Origin of the sequence: Photobacterium arenosum, from assembly GCF_014841115.1 — a bacterium.
GTDB lineage: Bacteria > Pseudomonadota > Gammaproteobacteria > Enterobacterales > Vibrionaceae > Photobacterium > Photobacterium arenosum.
In genome coordinates, this window is the sequence record NZ_JACYTP010000003.1 from 304,351 (window position 1) to 319,011 (window position 14,661).

General features: G+C 52.8%; 15 protein-coding genes. 3 read left to right on the forward strand and 12 right to left on the reverse strand.

The window, feature by feature from the left end; all coding sequences use genetic code 11:
- Positions 1–4 precede the first annotated feature (4 nt).
- The 11 genes from gspS2 to IFO68_RS07395 form a co-directional block, all read right to left on the reverse strand.
- Entirely contained in the window at positions 5–415 is a 411-nt protein-coding gene (gene gspS2 / locus IFO68_RS07345) for a type II secretion system pilot lipoprotein GspS-beta (RefSeq protein ID WP_192015288.1), read from the reverse strand.
- Positions 416–420: 5 nt separating this feature from the next.
- The gene (locus tag IFO68_RS07350; protein ID WP_027253406.1) at positions 421–723 is read right to left on the reverse strand and encodes a YciI family protein; all 303 of its coding nucleotides are present in this window, start codon (positions 721–723) and stop codon (positions 421–423) included.
- Between the two features lie 87 nt (positions 724–810).
- The gene (gene yciA, locus IFO68_RS07355) at positions 811–1,209 is read right to left on the reverse strand and encodes an acyl-CoA thioester hydrolase YciA (RefSeq protein WP_192015378.1); all 399 of its coding nucleotides are present in this window, start codon (positions 1,207–1,209) and stop codon (positions 811–813) included.
- A 184-nt stretch (positions 1,210–1,393) separates the two neighbouring features.
- Positions 1,394–2,662 (reverse strand): dicarboxylate/amino acid:cation symporter, encoded by a 1,269-nt coding sequence (locus IFO68_RS07360; RefSeq protein ID WP_303453707.1) that lies wholly within the window; start codon positions 2,660–2,662, stop codon positions 1,394–1,396.
- A 289-nt stretch (positions 2,663–2,951) separates the two neighbouring features.
- The gene (trpA, locus tag IFO68_RS07365) at positions 2,952–3,758 is read right to left on the reverse strand and encodes a tryptophan synthase subunit alpha (RefSeq protein WP_192015289.1); all 807 of its coding nucleotides are present in this window, start codon (positions 3,756–3,758) and stop codon (positions 2,952–2,954) included.
- The gene (trpB, locus tag IFO68_RS07370; protein ID WP_192015290.1) at positions 3,758–4,948 is read right to left on the reverse strand and encodes a tryptophan synthase subunit beta; all 1,191 of its coding nucleotides are present in this window, start codon (positions 4,946–4,948) and stop codon (positions 3,758–3,760) included. The genes trpA and trpB overlap by 1 nt, the downstream gene beginning before the upstream one ends.
- A 66-nt stretch (positions 4,949–5,014) precedes the next feature.
- A complete protein-coding gene (gene trpCF, locus IFO68_RS07375; protein ID WP_192015291.1) occupies positions 5,015–6,385 on the reverse strand; it encodes a bifunctional indole-3-glycerol-phosphate synthase TrpC/phosphoribosylanthranilate isomerase TrpF in 1,371 nt (456 codons plus the stop codon).
- Between the two features lie 2 nt (positions 6,386–6,387).
- The gene (trpD, locus tag IFO68_RS07380) at positions 6,388–7,398 is read right to left on the reverse strand and encodes an anthranilate phosphoribosyltransferase (RefSeq protein WP_225445104.1); all 1,011 of its coding nucleotides are present in this window, start codon (positions 7,396–7,398) and stop codon (positions 6,388–6,390) included.
- 18 nt (positions 7,399–7,416) lie between these two features.
- Positions 7,417–8,028 carry an aminodeoxychorismate/anthranilate synthase component II gene (locus tag IFO68_RS07385; RefSeq protein ID WP_225445105.1) on the reverse strand — a complete coding sequence of 204 codons (612 nt, stop codon included), beginning with the start codon at positions 8,026–8,028 and terminating at the stop codon, positions 7,417–7,419.
- A 10-nt stretch (positions 8,029–8,038) separates the two neighbouring features.
- Positions 8,039–9,607 (reverse strand): anthranilate synthase component 1, encoded by a 1,569-nt coding sequence (locus tag IFO68_RS07390; protein WP_192015293.1) that lies wholly within the window; start codon positions 9,605–9,607, stop codon positions 8,039–8,041.
- Positions 9,604–10,617 (reverse strand): bifunctional 3-deoxy-7-phosphoheptulonate synthase/chorismate mutase, encoded by a 1,014-nt coding sequence (locus IFO68_RS07395; protein ID WP_192015294.1) that lies wholly within the window; start codon positions 10,615–10,617, stop codon positions 9,604–9,606. Before IFO68_RS07395 ends, IFO68_RS07390 begins: the two co-directional genes overlap by 4 nt.
- Before the next feature lie 265 nt (positions 10,618–10,882).
- On the opposite strand from IFO68_RS07395, the gene rnm reads away from it, so the two are divergent.
- From rnm to rluB, 3 genes are all read left to right on the forward strand, one after another.
- A complete protein-coding gene (gene rnm / locus IFO68_RS07400) occupies positions 10,883–11,719 on the forward strand; it encodes an RNase RNM (protein WP_192015295.1) in 837 nt (278 codons plus the stop codon).
- A 46-nt stretch (positions 11,720–11,765) separates the two neighbouring features.
- A complete protein-coding gene (locus IFO68_RS07405; RefSeq protein ID WP_192015296.1) occupies positions 11,766–12,386 on the forward strand; it encodes an L-threonylcarbamoyladenylate synthase in 621 nt (206 codons plus the stop codon).
- Positions 12,387–12,629: 243 nt separating this feature from the next.
- A complete protein-coding gene (gene rluB / locus IFO68_RS07410) occupies positions 12,630–13,634 on the forward strand; it encodes a 23S rRNA pseudouridine(2605) synthase RluB (protein ID WP_192015297.1) in 1,005 nt (334 codons plus the stop codon).
- A 105-nt stretch (positions 13,635–13,739) separates the two neighbouring features.
- Here rluB and IFO68_RS07415 read toward each other — a convergent pair whose 3' ends face one another.
- On the reverse strand, positions 13,740–14,480 hold the full coding sequence (locus IFO68_RS07415) for a YciK family oxidoreductase (RefSeq protein ID WP_192015298.1): 741 nt from the start codon (positions 14,478–14,480) through the stop codon (positions 13,740–13,742).
- Positions 14,481–14,661: the final 181 nt, after the last annotated feature.

Below are 14,661 nucleotides of genomic sequence, written 5' to 3' on the forward strand. Positions count from 1 at the left end.
CAGATCAGGAGCCGGGAGCAACAATCTGGGCACAGAATTGTGCATTGATCGGCTGCTGCACCACGGGTCTTCCCCGCATATCCAGGATCTGAATCAGATAGCCCAGACCTTCGCTGACCATAGGCGTCAGTTCAGGATTACTGCAGAAGTTCGCTGCCGCTGCCTGAGCCGCCTGAGTGGGAGGAACTTTACCGCCACCACCGTAGAGAATGGTAATTTCAACAATATTCTGCTGCGCCTTCGCTTTCATGATCTGGTACTGATCAATCTTGGGATAAGGTGCTTTGGAGTTAATGACAGCTGCCCGGCGCTCCGCAAGCTCGTTGGTCAGGTCATCCTGCGATTTAGCACAGCCAGTGAGAATAACTGCAGCCATCATGGCGGTAAACAGGGCCTTTATGGATGCTCGATTCATAACCATCAGGCCGGAAGTACTTTTTTGAATGGCTTCACAATGACTTTGTCATAGACACCGGCATCAATGTAAGGATCGGCATCTGCCCAGGCTTTTGCTTCTTCAAGAGAGCCAAACTCGGCGATGACGGTAGAGCCTGTAAAACCGGCTTCACCCGGGTTATCGCTGTCAATGGCGGGCATAGGTCCGGCAACCAGCAGGCGGCCTTCATCCTGCAGGGCTTTGAGGCGAGCCAGGTGATTTTCGCGAACGCTCAGACGGCGCTCCAGACTGTTTTCAACATCTTGAGAAAAAATGACGTACCACATGCGTTCTGTCTCCCTGTACTTGTGGTGGAATGCAGCCGTTATCATAGCGGAATGAAAAAGCCCCAACCAGCGATCAGGGCAGATAAATCAGGCTTTCTTAATCGGACGAGGGCGGCCATCGGCATCAATGGCGACATAATTGAAGGTGGCTTCACTGACTTTGTAGCGCTCACCAATACCGTCATTGCCAACGGGTTTCACCCACACTTCCATGGCGACAGAGAGCGATGTATTACCAATACGGTTACATTCGCCATAACAGCACACAACATCGCCTACACCGACGGGGGCTTTAAACACTATGTTGTCGACTGAGACGGTAACCACTTTACCGCGAGATATTTCCTTAGCCAGAATCGCACCGGCCAGATCGAGCTGTGACATTATCCAGCCACCAAAAATGTCGCCATTTGCGTTGGTGTCAGCAGGCATGGCTAAAGTGCGAAGTAATAACTGGCCTCGTGGGACATTATTTTCTGAATTCATCATAAATCATGTGTTGGGAAGATGTATTCATATGGTCATCAATATTACGCTGGCTTGCAAGCAGAAAGCACCTGGTCTGACCCAGGCCTGATGGAACTTTGAACGAAAATCGGATTCATAGCGGCAGAAAATAATAAGGCTGTCAGTTGACAGCCTTATGAGATTACAGAAGCCGCAGTTTAGATTAGGCTTCGTTTTGTGTTGCCATGCGTACGTCTTCTTTTTGCTCGTCAGTGATCAGGCTGTCTACAATCACAGCACAGGCAGCGTCACCTGTAATATTGAGTGCGGTACGGATCATGTCGAAGATACGGTCCAGCGCGAACAACAGAGGCAGACCTTCGATAGGAATACCTGCTGACAGCAGTACAGCCACCACCAGGAATGAAGGACCCGGTACACCGGCCTGACCCACGGCGCCCAGTGTCGAAGTCACTATGATGGCGACATACGCGCTCATAGACAGGTCGACATTGAACAGCTGGGCAAAGAAGATAGCAACCAGGCCATAATAGATAGCGTTACCGCTCATATTGATGGTCGCACCAAGCGGCAATACGAAAGCCGCCGTGCTGTTTTTCACTTTCAGCTCTTCTTCGCAGGTTTCCATGGTGACAGGCAGTGTTGCCATGGAAGAGGCGGTAGACAGTGCAACTGCCTGAGGCTTCTTCATTGCAGCCAGGAACTTGATTGGCGATGTCTTGCTGAAGCATTTGATCATCAGCGGGTAGAACACGAAGCCGTATACCAGAATGGCAGCGATGTAGACAACGAACAGTTTGAACACCACCATCAGGGCGTCAAAGCCAAACGTACCCACGGCATCAGCCATCAGGCCGAATACGCCAAGAGGGGCGATCTTCATGACTACGTTGATCATCCAGACCATAGCGTCAACGATGGAATTAACACCGTTGATCAGCGGGTCACGGCGTTCTTTTTCCAGTTTAGAAACGGCGAGACCGAAGAACAGGCAGAACACCAGAATTTGCAGGATGTTTGCTTCATTCAGGGATTGGAAAATGTTGGTTGGGATCATACCCAAAATAGTTGCCCAGAACGAAGGCAGGTCACCTTTGTCAGCATAGGTATTTGCGAACATGCCCTGTACGCCGGTCAGGTCGACACCCATACCTGGCTGGAACACTTCACCCATAAACAGCGCCAGTGCAACGGCAACTGCTGATGTCAGGCCAAAGAACCCCAGAGTAATCAGGCCGATCTTACCCGCTGACTGGCTGCTACCCAGACCGGCTGCGCCAGAGATGATAGCCACAGCAACCAGAGGGATCACCAGCATTTTAATCAGGTGGATGAAAATGCTGCCCAGCGGAGCAAACATACTCGCCGAGTGCCCCATCATTGCACCGGCCAGTGCACCCAAGCACATGGCAATGACAACCTGTACTCCAATGTTGCCAAGTAGTCCTTGTTGTTTTAGCACCTTGAACACCTTTATTGTGGAAGTTTGTTAATTGATGAAAGACTTATGTTTCGCAAATGTTGCTTAATTTGAGTCAATATTTTGCGGGTTAAGGTTTTACAGCAGAATAATGCGATAATCAATGTTGAAATTCGTTACTTTCTACTTCTGTTACGATTTAGGGGCGATTTATTCTACTAGGCTGGCGGGCTTATGCATTACGTTTTTTATGCCCGAAAAGGAAGGGTGTAACAGCAATGTTAAAAAATAAGCCCCGGCTTAATGAAGCCAGGGCTCTGTTTTAGGGCGGAGGAATCCATCAGCCTCTGGTGGCTTGCTTCATGCTGTGGATGAACTGTCCTAATGCGTGGAGCAAAGCGTCCGGATTATCTTTGTGCTGCTCGATGATTTTCACTACAGCAGAGCCGGATATCGCTCCGGCTGCACCGGCTTTGATGGCGTCAGCCACTTGTGCCGGCTCTGAGATACCAAACCCCAGCAGTGCGGGGGGCGCTTTATATTCGGCCAGAGAGGCCAGCAGATGGTCAATGGGCATACCTGCTTTGGTTTCCGCCCCGGTGACACCGGCGCGTGACAGCAGGTAAGTATAACCACCACCCAATTCGGCCACGGTTTTCAGCGTACTTGCTGTGGCATTCGGCGGGGCGATGAAAATCGGGTGAATTCCGTATTTTTCCGCCGCTTGCCGGAACTCTGCGGATTCATTAACAGGCACGTCTGCGACCAGAACCGAGTCAACACCCGCTTCCTGGCAACGACGGTAAAAATGCTCAATGCCGCCTGCAAACACCAGGTTGGCGTACATCAGCAGGCCAATAGGCAACTCGGGGTACTTTTCCCGCACCTGTTTTAACAGCTCAAAACAGGTGTCAGGCGTGGTTCCGGCATCCAGAGCACGGATAGTTGCCCCCTGAATGGTTGGCCCGTCGGCGAGCGGGTCTGAAAACGGAATACCCAGCTCAAGGGCATCGGCGCCGGATTCAACCAGGGTATCAATGATTTGCAAAGAGAGGGCCGGACTCGGATCCCCTAAGGTGACAAAAGGAACAAACGCGCCTTCCTGTTTGGCCGCTAAACGGCTGAATAAAGCTTGATAACGGTTCATTACAGCGCTCCCTTTTCATCCAGAATCTTATGTACGGTAAAGATATCTTTGTCACCACGGCCAGATAAGTTAACCACCAGGAGTTGTTCCTTTTCTGGTTCATCTTTAATCAGCTTGAGTGCATACGCGAGGGCGTGTGCCGATTCCAGCGCCGGAATAATGCCTTCATTACGGGCCAGTGCCTGGAAAGCATCCAGTGCTTCGTCGTCGGTCACTGAACCGTATTCCGCGCGGCCGGTGGCATTCAGATGAGCATGCTGAGGGCCCACAGACGGGAAGTCTAAACCGGCCGAGATAGAGTAAGATTCCTCCACCTGACCATGTTCATCCTGCATTAACGGGGCTTTCATACCAAAGAAAATCCCCAGCTTGCCATGTTTCAGCGGTGCGCCGTGCATGTGGGTATCCAGCCCCAGGCCGGCAGGCTCCACACCAATCAGTTTCACGCTGGTGTCTTCGATAAAATCGGCAAACATGCCGATAGCGTTGGAACCGCCGCCGACACAAGCGATAACCGCATCCGGCAAGCGGCCTTCTTTATCAAGAATCTGCGCTTTGGTTTCTTCTCCGATAATGCGCTGGAATTCACGGACTATCGTTGGGAAAGGGTGCGGGCCTGCTGCGGTCCCCAGCAGATAATGAGCCTTGTCGTAAGTGGCTGACCAGTCACGCATGGCTTCATTACAGGCATCTTTCAAGGTCGCTGAGCCGGAATGAACCGGAATGACTTCTGCACCCATCAGTTTCATACGAAAAACATTCGGACTCTGGCGCTCAACGTCTTTGGCACCCATGTAAATACGGCATTTCAGGCCCAACAGGGCACAGGCCAGTGCAGTGGCAACGCCATGCTGACCCGCGCCGGTTTCGGCGATGATTTCACTTTTACCCATGCGTTTGGCCAGCAGGGCCTGGCCCAGAACCTGATTGGTTTTGTGTGCGCCGCCATGGAGCAGATCTTCGCGTTTGAGGTACAGTTTGGTTTTGGTGCCCTTGGTTAAATTCTGGCACAAGGTCAGTGCCGTTGGGCGACCGGCATAGTCTTTCAGTAAGCCGATAAATTCTTTTTCAAAAGCCGGGTCTTTCTGCGCATCAATAAATGCGTCTTCCAGCTGGTCCAGGGCCGGAACCAGAATCTGGGGCACAAACTGGCCACCAAATTCACCAAAATACGGGTCGAGTTTACTCATGTGTCTGCTGTCCTATTCTTATCATCTGTGTCAGTGCGGAAGCCCGCAAGCTGTTCGCTTACCTGATTAAGGCTTCACTGCCTTGAATACCGAGAGTAATTTCTGTCTGTCTTTTTTGCCGGGCTCGCTTTCCACGCCTGAGTTAAAATCAAGGCCACGACAGCCTTTGCTGGCGGCGTCTTTAGCATTACCCGGGTTCAAACCGCCAGCCAGCATAATGCGGCTTTTCTCTTCGCAGTTATCCAGCAGCGACCAGTCAAATTGCTGACCTGTACCACCGCTCTGATTACCGACCTGAGTATCCAGCAGGTGTCGGTCAGCCGGCCAGTCAGCCAGCTCGGGCAGGGCATCACTGACACCATGGGCTTTCCAGACTTCACAGTCTGCGGGTAATAGCGTTTTCAGCGCTGAAATATAATCAGATGACTCGTTGCCGTGCAACTGAACGGCCGCCAGTTTCAGAGTTTTAGCGAGTTCGGCGACAGCATTGACATCTGCATTGCGAAATACGCCGACGTACTTCAGCGGAGCACCACTCATCACCAGTCGGGCCAGCTCACCGTCGACGGCTCTTGGTGACCCTTCGACGAAAATCAGCCCGCCATAAACTGCACCGCTCTGGTACGCCGCACAGGCATCATCAGGGTGCGTCAGTCCGCAGACTTTATGTTCGCCCAGCAGTACAGTGCGTACAGCCATTTCCAGATTATCTTCACTCATCAGTGAGCTGCCAATCAGAAAGCCACTGGCGTAGTCTGATAAATCACGAATTTGCTGGTTGGTGTAAATACCGGATTCTGAAATTACCAGCGTACCTGCAGGCAGACGCGGAGCCAGCACTTTGGTCCGGTTCAGGTCAATGCTGAGATCGCGCAGGTTACGGTTGTTAATCCCTACCACTTTGGCTTGCAGTGCAATAGCACGTTCCAGTTCTTCTTCGTTACTGACTTCGGTCAGCACCCCCAGATTCAGCGTGTCGGCCAGGGCTGCCAGTTCGCGGTACTGATCGTCGTTCAGGACAGACAGCATCAGTAAAATGGCATCGGCCTGATAATAGCGGGCCAGATAGACCTGATACGGGTCTATCATGAAATCCTTGCACAATACGGGCTGGGTCACGTGCTGGCGGACTTGCGGCAGAAAATCAAAGTTTCCCTGGAAATATTTTTCATCTGTCAGTACGGAAATCGCATTGGCATAACGGCTGTAGACCTGAGCAATATGATCCAGATCGAAATCTTCCCTGATCAGCCCTTTAGACGGCGACGCCTTTTTGCATTCAAGAATGAATACCGCGCTTTCGCTGTGCAGAGCCTGATAAAAGTCCCGGTCGCTGGGGATGACATCGGCAATGAAGCTGTCCAGTGGTTGGACTGCCTTACGGGCTTCAACCCAGACTTTCTTATCAGCGACGATTTTGGCGAGTACAGTTTCCATGGTTAACCTCGTGCGGCCAGTTGTTCTACCAGTTGGTAGGCTTTGCCGGATTGCATGACTTCCATCGCTTGCTGAGCATTGGCTTTCAAATCTTCCTGACCAAACAGACGAAGCAGCAGAGCGACATTGACGGCCACAGCGCTTTGCTGTGCTTCCGTGCCTTTGCCCGTCAGTATGTTGGTGATAATGGCACGGTTTTCTTCCGGTTCGCCCCCTTTAATCGCATCTAATGCATGGGTTTGCAAGCCAAAATCTTCCGGTGTCACTGTATATTCGCGAATATCGCCATTGATGATTTCAGCAACCAGAGTCGGGCCGTGAATGGCCACTTCATCCAGACCGCTGCCATGCACCACGGCGGCGCGTTTCATCCCCAGCGCTATCATGGTTTCTGCAATCGGGCGAACCAGAGCGGCATCGTACACGCCCATCAGCTCAATGCTCGGACGGGCAGGGTTAATCAGCGGACCGAGCAGGTTAAAGATAGTGCGGGTTTTCATGGCCTGACGGGCGGGCATCGCATGACGCACACCGCTGTGGTACTGAGGCGCAAACAGGAAACAGACACCTTGCTCATCGAGCGCGGCGCGGGCGTCTTGTGCCGACATCGCCAGATTAATGCCAAATTTGTCCAGCAGGTCTGAAGAGCCTGATTTACTGGAGACGCCACGGTTACCGTGCTTGGCAATTTTTACGCCGCAGGCGGCGGCGACAAAGGCCGCGGTGGTGGAAATATTAATGGTGTTCGCACCGTCACCGCCTGTGCCGACAATATCGGCAAAGTCGTAGTCAGGACGAGGGAAGGGCGCTGCATTTTCCAGTAAGGCAGTGGCGGCGCCGGCAATCTCATCGGGTGTTTCGCCTTTGATTTTCAGCGCGGTCAGAATGGCAGCCAGCAGAGCGGGCTCCACGTCACCTTTGATAATGGCATCGAATAATGTGCGGCTTTCGTCTTTTGTCAGCGTTTGCTGATCGTATAACTTGTCGGTAATCGGATAAATAGCGCTGTTCATCTGGGCTCTCCCTTAGCTTTAAAATTCAGTCACAGTGGCGGATTGGCCCGAGACCCAGTCGAGGGTATTTGCCAGCAGTTGCGCGCCTTGCGCAGTCAGAATGGACTCAGGATGAAACTGAAATCCGCAGACTTTGTCCTTCTCGTGGGTGACCGCCATCACCAGGCCATCGACCTCAGCCACTACCCTGAGCGAGTCCGGCACCTGGATGGCTACCAGCGAGTGGTAACGGGCGATGGTCAGCGGGCTTGATAACTGACCAAAAACGGCATGCTGGTTATGGGTCATCTGCGCGGCTTTACCATGGACTATGTCACCCGCTCCCTCTACTTTGCCGCCATAGGCTTCAACAATGGCCTGATGGCCAAGACAGATACCTATCATGGGGATCTTGCCGGCTACCCGTTTGATCAGTGCCGGCATACAGCCAGCCTCGGCAGGCGCACCCGGACCCGGTGACAAAACCAGTACCGGATTTTGTTTCTCTGCCAGAGCCTGCTCCACCTGTTCTGCGCTCAGGCTGTTGCGAAAAATGGTGACCGGATAACCCATGGAGCGAAACTGGTCGACCAGGTTGTAGGTAAAGGAGTCGAAGTTATCCAGCAGAACGATGTCGATATGTTTGTTCATGAGCGGCTCCTTATTGCACATTGTGTGCGTGACGAATGGCGGTGATCACAGCCTGTGCTTTGCTACGGGTTTCGTCCGCTTCTGCCTGCGGTACGGAGTCATACACCACACCGGCACCGGCCTGCACGGTTGCAACACCGTCTTCGACATAGGCCGAACGAATGACGATACAGGTATCCATATCACCCTGCCCGGTCAGGTAACCGACTGCACCGCCATAGCTGCCGCGACGTTGCTGTTCGACATCGCGGATGAGCTGCATGGCCCGGATTTTCGGTGCCCCTGTCAGGGTGCCCATGTTCATGCAGGCCTGATAGGCGTGCAGGGCGTCAAGATCATCGCGCAACTGGCCAACCACACGGGAAACCAAATGCATCACATGGCTGTAGCGGTCAACCTGCAGCAGATCGGCCACGTAACGCGTACCTGGCTGGCTGATTCGGGCCACATCATTTCGGGCCAGGTCGACCAGCATCATGTGCTCGGCGTTTTCTTTTTTATCGCAGCGCAGTTCCAGTTCGATACGGCCATCCAGATCCAGATCTATGCCGCCGTCCGGTTTTTTACCGCGTGGACGGGTCCCGGCAATGGGGTAGATTTCGACCTGATTGCTGTCGGTGCAATATTTCAGTGCGCTCTCCGGAGAAGCGCCAAACAAAGTGAAGTCGGCATCTTTCAGGTAGAACATGTATGGGCTTGGGTTACCTATCTTCAGTGCTTTGTAGGCGTTCAGCGGTGACGGGCAGGGCAGAGTGAACTGACGGGACGGCACCACCTGAAAAACATCACCCCGTACCACAAATTGCTTTAACTGCTCGACGGTGGCGCAGAAGTCGGCATCACTGATGCTGACGCTGGGCTCGCACGTGTCCAATAACTCGGGCGGTGGCAGGGCAACCGGTTTCAGGCATATTTCTTTTATCTGTTGCAGCCGGCGGCTCAGTTCGAAATAGCTCGCCGTATAGTTGTCGCCGCCGAACAAGGTCGCCTGAAGCTTGCCTTTACGGCGCTGGTGGTCGATAACCAGCAGGGTTTCTGCCACGTAAAACAGGTAATCCGGACAGCGGTTGCCCTGCTCTGCGTCAGGCAGCGGCTCGAAGCTGGCGACCAGATCGTAGGCAAACAGACCGCCCAGAAACAGTGCTTCGCGAGACTGAGCAGGCTGGTGAAAAATGTGCTGAATCAGGCGCAGTGCATCAAAAGGTGATGACTGGCGCAGCCGGCTGTCTTCATCCAGCGCACGGCCACTTTCCTTAAATGTCAGTATCAGGGTGTTGTTGTCCACGGCCAGGTCAACATCGGCCGGGATCTGATTTTTCACGGCCTGCAGCACGTTCTGACCATTGCTGGTTAAGGCTTCCAGGCGTACTTCGCGGCCGCGGCAGACAATGCGAACGGCGGCATCAATCAGCATCAGACTTTTCAGATCTTCCTTGGAATCGATTTCTGCCGATTCAAGTAACAGATTGTGGGGACGGTCGCCACAGATTGAATAATACAGTTCCGTGGGCTCTGAGACATAAGGAACGTCCAGATTCAGAACGTCCAGTTCTCCGACAGCTAAAGGCGTTGTTTTCATAGTGTTTTACCTGCAGCTTCTACAAAGGGTTTCAGTTCCTGCATCAGTTGCTGGAACATGGGGCCGGTCAGCGCCTGATGGCCGTCAGACAGTGCTTCGCCAGGATTGAGGTGAGATTCAACGATGATGCCGTCGGCACCTACTGCGGCCGCCGCGCGGGATAAGGGAATCACCAGCTCACGGACACCCGTGCCATGGCTCGGATCAACAACAACGGGCAGATGGGTTTTCTGCTTCAGGAAAGCAACGGCATTGAGATCCAGTGTATTGCGGGTAGCGGTTTCGAATGTGCGGATACCACGCTCGCACAGTATGATGTTCGGATTGCCGGCATCATAGATATATTCCGCCGCCAGCAGCAATTCTTCGATAGTGGCAGACAGGCCGCGCTTTAGCAGAACAGGCTTTTTGCTCTCACCCACTGCTTTAAGCAAAGCATAGTTTTGCATGTTACGGGCGCCGATTTGCAGACAGTCGATGTATTCACACATGGTCTCCATCTGGCTCACTTCCATCACTTCAGACACAGTGGGCATGTTCAGCATCTCGCTGGCTTGCTTGAGCAGTTTCAGTCCTTCAACGCCCATGCCCTGAAAGTCATAAGGGCTGGTACGCGGTTTGTAAGCGCCGCCCCGCAGTGCCACCGCGCCATGCTGTTTGACCACTTCGGCCACAGACAGCAGCTGCTGTTCGGATTCCACCGAGCAAGGGCCGGCAATCACGGCAAATTGATTGCCGCCCACCGACGCATTGCCAAAGCGAACGACAGTATCGTGTGCCTGCACTTCACGGCTGACCATTTTGTATTTGGTCAGGATCGGCTTGATGTTTTCCACGCAAGGATTGGCATCCAGATTCAGTTTCTGCAGCACCCGCTCGTCGCCCAATGCACCCAGCACAATGCGCTCCACACCTGGCATATAAAGGGGTTTGAGGCCGGCATCTTCGATACGTTTCAGGATGTCTTGCGCTTGGCTCTCGGTGGCTGTTGGTTTCAGTACGATAATCATGTTGTTGTCCTTGCTAGCCAGATGTGGAATTGGTTTTAGATTGTTCAGCTATAAAAAAACCCGCGAAAGGCGGGTTCTGGATTCTGTGCAGTCGGCACAGCAAATCTCACGACCCGCTAAAGGTTGTGCTGCCACCAAGTGAAGAAAGCGCGAAGCGGATGATGTTTTTGCTGTAACATAAACAGAACCTGAGTAATTAAATGTTCATCGAGTAACTTCGTACTAGTAAACTAGTTCATGGATATTATGTCAAGACTTTATTTTTATGTTGTTTGATCTTCACAGTCACACCACGGCCTCGGACGGTCGGCTTACGCCTGCAGAGCTGGTGAAACGGGCGACCGATTTCCGTGTGGATGTTCTCGCGATCACCGATCACGATACTGTCGCGGGCCTTGAATTTGCCCAGCAGGCGATAGATGCACAAAATCTGGCTTTAAAGCTGGTCAAAGGCATTGAAATATCGACAGTTTGGAATAATTTTGATATTCACATTGTTGGCCTGAACATTGACCCGGCGCATGCCGACATAGCGTCTTTAATCGCCCAGCAGGCAGAGCGACGAACTGCCCGTGCTGTGTTAATGGGGGAGCGTTTGGCCAAAAGCCAGATAGAGGGCGCTTATGAAGGTGCGAGAGCCCTTGCCGGCGACGCTACCTTAACCCGGGCTCATTTTGCCCGCTGGCTGGTAGAACAAGGGCATGCCAAAACAATGCAGGCAGTGTTCAAGAAATTTCTGACCCGGGGAAATACAGGTTACGTTCCGCCAAACTGGTGCAGTATTGCCGAGGCGGTTCAGGCTATTCATGCCGCTGGCGGGCAGGCAGTTCTGGCCCACCCGGGCCGGTATGATATGACGGCGAAATGGCTGAAGCGTTTGCTCTGCGATTTTGTGGCCGCCACCGGAGATGCCATTGAAGTGGCTCAGCCGCAGCAGGCACAGAATGAGCGCCGCACACTGGCGGAGTACGCTGAACAATTTGGTCTTTTGTCATCTCAGGGGTCGGATTTTCACTATCCGTCACCCTGGACAGAGTTGGGACGCAATCTTTGGTTACCCAAAGCTTCAGTGCCTGTCTGGCAGGACTGGGGCATGGAATAAAATGTTGTAAACCTGTGCCCTGAGTAAGCGCAGGTCTGGAGGAGTGATGAGTCAAATTTTTTATGTTCACCCGGAAAACCCGCAGGCAAGGCTGATCAGTCAGGCCGTGGCTATTGTTCGCAACGGTGGCGTTATCGTTTATCCAACCGACTCAGGCTATGCGCTGGGCTGTCAGCTGGCCAATAAGCAGGCGCTGGAACGTATCTGTCGGATCCGTAAGCTTGACGAAAAGCATAATTTCACCCTGTTGTGCCGTGATTTGTCTGAATTGTCGCTATATGCCCGCGTCGAAAATGATGCGTTCAGATTGTTGCGTAACAACACGCCGGGTGCGTATACCTTCATTTTCAAAGGGACAAAAGAAGTGCCTCGCCGCCTGATGAATCCGAAGCGTAAAACGATTGGGATCCGGGTACCAAACAACGAGATCGCACTGGCATTGCTGGATGCGCTGGGTGAGCCTATGATGTCCACCAGTTTAATTCTGCCGGGCAAAGACACAGCTGAATCGGATCCTGAGGACATTCACAATGCGCTCGATCACGCCGTCGACTTGATCATCCATGGCGGGGTGATAGGGGAAGAACCAACGACAGTGGTGGATTTCAGTAACGACAGCATCGACATTGTGCGTTACGGCGCCGGTGATACCACTCCGTTCGAATAAAGGCCGTTCGCCTGTGCGGACAGGGGCCGCGCGGAGAAAGAATAGCGCATTTCCCTTCTTTTTATATGGTATCAGGCGGCAGTATTTGGCATAATTCACGGCTGCTTTGAATAGGGTGGACGCCGTTTCGGCTTAAGACTGCAAACGGCGGGTATCTTGTGTTACTGGCGGACAAAACGTCAGTAACAGAACGATGATTTTTAGAATGTTTCGACGCCTGTGAAGGCGACAAAGGTTTGTCTGATGAGTGAAAAATTACAGAAGGTACTTGCGCGTTCCGGTCAGGGTTCACGACGTGAAGTGGAACTGATGATCCAGGAAGGGCGTGTCAGTATTGATGGCAAAGTTGCCCACTTGGGTGATCGTCTGGATAACCTGGACGTACTTGTGCGTATTGATGGTCACAAAGTAGACCTGGTCAAGCCTTCTGAAGAAGTGTGCCGTGTGCTTGCTTATAACAAACCTGAAGGTGAGTTGTGTACCCGACACGATCCGGAAGGACGCAGAACGGTATTTGACCGCCTGCCACGACTGAGCGAAGGCCGTTGGGTATCTGTCGGTCGTTTGGATGCCAATACATCCGGCCTGCTGCTGTTTACTACCGATGGTGAACTGGCTAATCGCCTGATGCATCCCAGCCGTAGCGTAGAACGTGAGTACATGGTGCGTGTCTTCGGTGAAGTGACTGAGCAGATGGTGAAAAACCTGGTTCACGGTGTACAGCTTGAAGACGGCATGGCCCGTTTTGAAGATGTCGTTTACGCTGGTGGCGAAGGGATGAACCACACTTTCTATGTGGTAATTACCGAAGGCCGTAACCGTGAAGTTCGTCGCCTGTGGGATTCTCAGGGTGTGACGGTGAGCCGACTCAAGCGTGTACGTTATGGCGACATCTTCCTGACCAAAGATTTACCGCGAGGTGGCTGGCTGGAGCTTGAGCTGCAGGAAGTGAACTATCTGCGTGAAATCGTTGAGCTGCCTGAAGAAACGCGTTCGCATCTGACCGTCGAAGGTCTGAAGCGTAAGAAAGGGGTGCGTAAGATCCGTCGTGCCGTTCGTCGTCATGAAGAACGTGTCAGCGATGACTCACGCGGTCGTCGTCGCGACAATCGTCGCCCGGCACCTCAAAACCAGCCTGCTGAAGAGACGGCGCGCTCTGCTGGCAATAAGCGTAAGCCTGCCGGCAACGCTGCCAACCGCAGGAACCCGTTGAAGAACAAACCTGCGAAGCCGCGTACTCGCAAGTAAGCGTCGTTCTCGCAAGAATGCTGTGACGCACAGTAAAAAAGCCGACCCGTAACTGGTGGTCGGCTTTTTTGTGCCTGTCAGTTAATGGCAGAGCCGTTCCTGCGCTTATTTAGGCTGAGCATCAATGCACTGTCCGTTGACATCCTTGCTCTCAGGCCCCATCAGGTAAAGGTACAGCGGCATGATGTCTGTCGGTGTTTTCAGCGTTTTAGGATTTTCTCCCGGATAGGCCTTAGCACGCATGCCTGTGCGCGTACCGCCCGGGTTAATCGCATTCACCCGAACGCGGGTGTCGCTCAGCTCGTCAGCCACCACTTGCATCATGCCTTCAGTAGCAAATTTCGAAATCGCATACGCACCCCAAAAAGCCCGGCCATCGTGGCCCACTGTGGAGGAAGTGAAAATGATACGGCCGTCTTCGGATTTCTTAATCAAAGGCATAATCGCCTGAGTGAGCAGGAATTGTGCTTTGACATTGACCTGCATCACTTCGTCAAATGTGTCTTCACCCAGTTGGTCAAAAGGGCTGAGCACACCAAGCAGGCTTGCGTTATGCAGCACACCGTCAAGGCGACCAAACTGATCGTTAATGGTGTCTGTCATATCCAGATAGTTCTGTTTTGAAGCGCCTTTCATGTCCAGCGGGATGATTGCCGGCTGCGGGTAACCCAACGTCTCTATTTCATCGTATACGGCTTCCAGCTTGGCAACCGTACGGCCCAGCAGAATGACTGTCGCGCCGTGTGCAGCGTAGCTGATTGCAGCCTGGCGGCCAATACCGTCACCGGCACCTGTCACCAGAATGACACGGTCTTTGAGTGAGTCAGCGGCAGTTTGATAATTCACTTGCTTTCCTTCTTGGTAAGGCATTTCTTTGTGCCGCTATTGTAGGCGCTTCACGCTCAGGGTGACAAGCCAGCAGGATAGATCGGTAATGAAAAACAGCAGGTTGCTAAGACGGTTAACTGCCAGTATGGTGTGTTTTTCGAGTGCCGGGTGCCTGTCAGGCAATTAATCACTCTGGAAA

Bases quoted from the DNA above. Each gene is read 5' to 3' on its own strand.
- rluB (WP_192015297.1), top strand. From the start codon at position 12,630: ATGAGTGAAAAATTACAGAAGGTACTTGCGCGTTCCGGTCAGGGTTCA.
- yciA (WP_192015378.1), bottom strand. From the start codon at position 1,209: ATGAATTCAGAAAATAATGTCCCACGAGGCCAGTTATTACTTCGCACT.
- trpCF (WP_192015291.1), bottom strand. From the start codon at position 6,385: ATGGAAACTGTACTCGCCAAAATCGTCGCTGATAAGAAAGTCTGGGTT.
- rnm (WP_192015295.1), top strand. From the start codon at position 10,883: ATGTTGTTTGATCTTCACAGTCACACCACGGCCTCGGACGGTCGGCTT.
- trpB (WP_192015290.1), bottom strand. From the start codon at position 4,948: ATGAGTAAACTCGACCCGTATTTTGGTGAATTTGGTGGCCAGTTTGTG.
- IFO68_RS07405 (WP_192015296.1), top strand. From the start codon at position 11,766: ATGAGTCAAATTTTTTATGTTCACCCGGAAAACCCGCAGGCAAGGCTG.
- trpD (WP_225445104.1), bottom strand. From the start codon at position 7,398: ATGAACAGCGCTATTTATCCGATTACCGACAAGTTATACGATCAGCAA.
- IFO68_RS07350 (WP_027253406.1), bottom strand. From the start codon at position 723: ATGTGGTACGTCATTTTTTCTCAAGATGTTGAAAACAGTCTGGAGCGC.
- IFO68_RS07395 (WP_192015294.1), bottom strand. From the start codon at position 10,617: ATGATTATCGTACTGAAACCAACAGCCACCGAGAGCCAAGCGCAAGAC.
- IFO68_RS07385 (WP_225445105.1), bottom strand. From the start codon at position 8,028: ATGAACAAACATATCGACATCGTTCTGCTGGATAACTTCGACTCCTTT.
- IFO68_RS07390 (WP_192015293.1), bottom strand. From the start codon at position 9,607: ATGAAAACAACGCCTTTAGCTGTCGGAGAACTGGACGTTCTGAATCTG.
- gspS2 (WP_192015288.1), bottom strand. From the start codon at position 415: ATGAATCGAGCATCCATAAAGGCCCTGTTTACCGCCATGATGGCTGCA.
- trpA (WP_192015289.1), bottom strand. From the start codon at position 3,758: ATGAACCGTTATCAAGCTTTATTCAGCCGTTTAGCGGCCAAACAGGAA.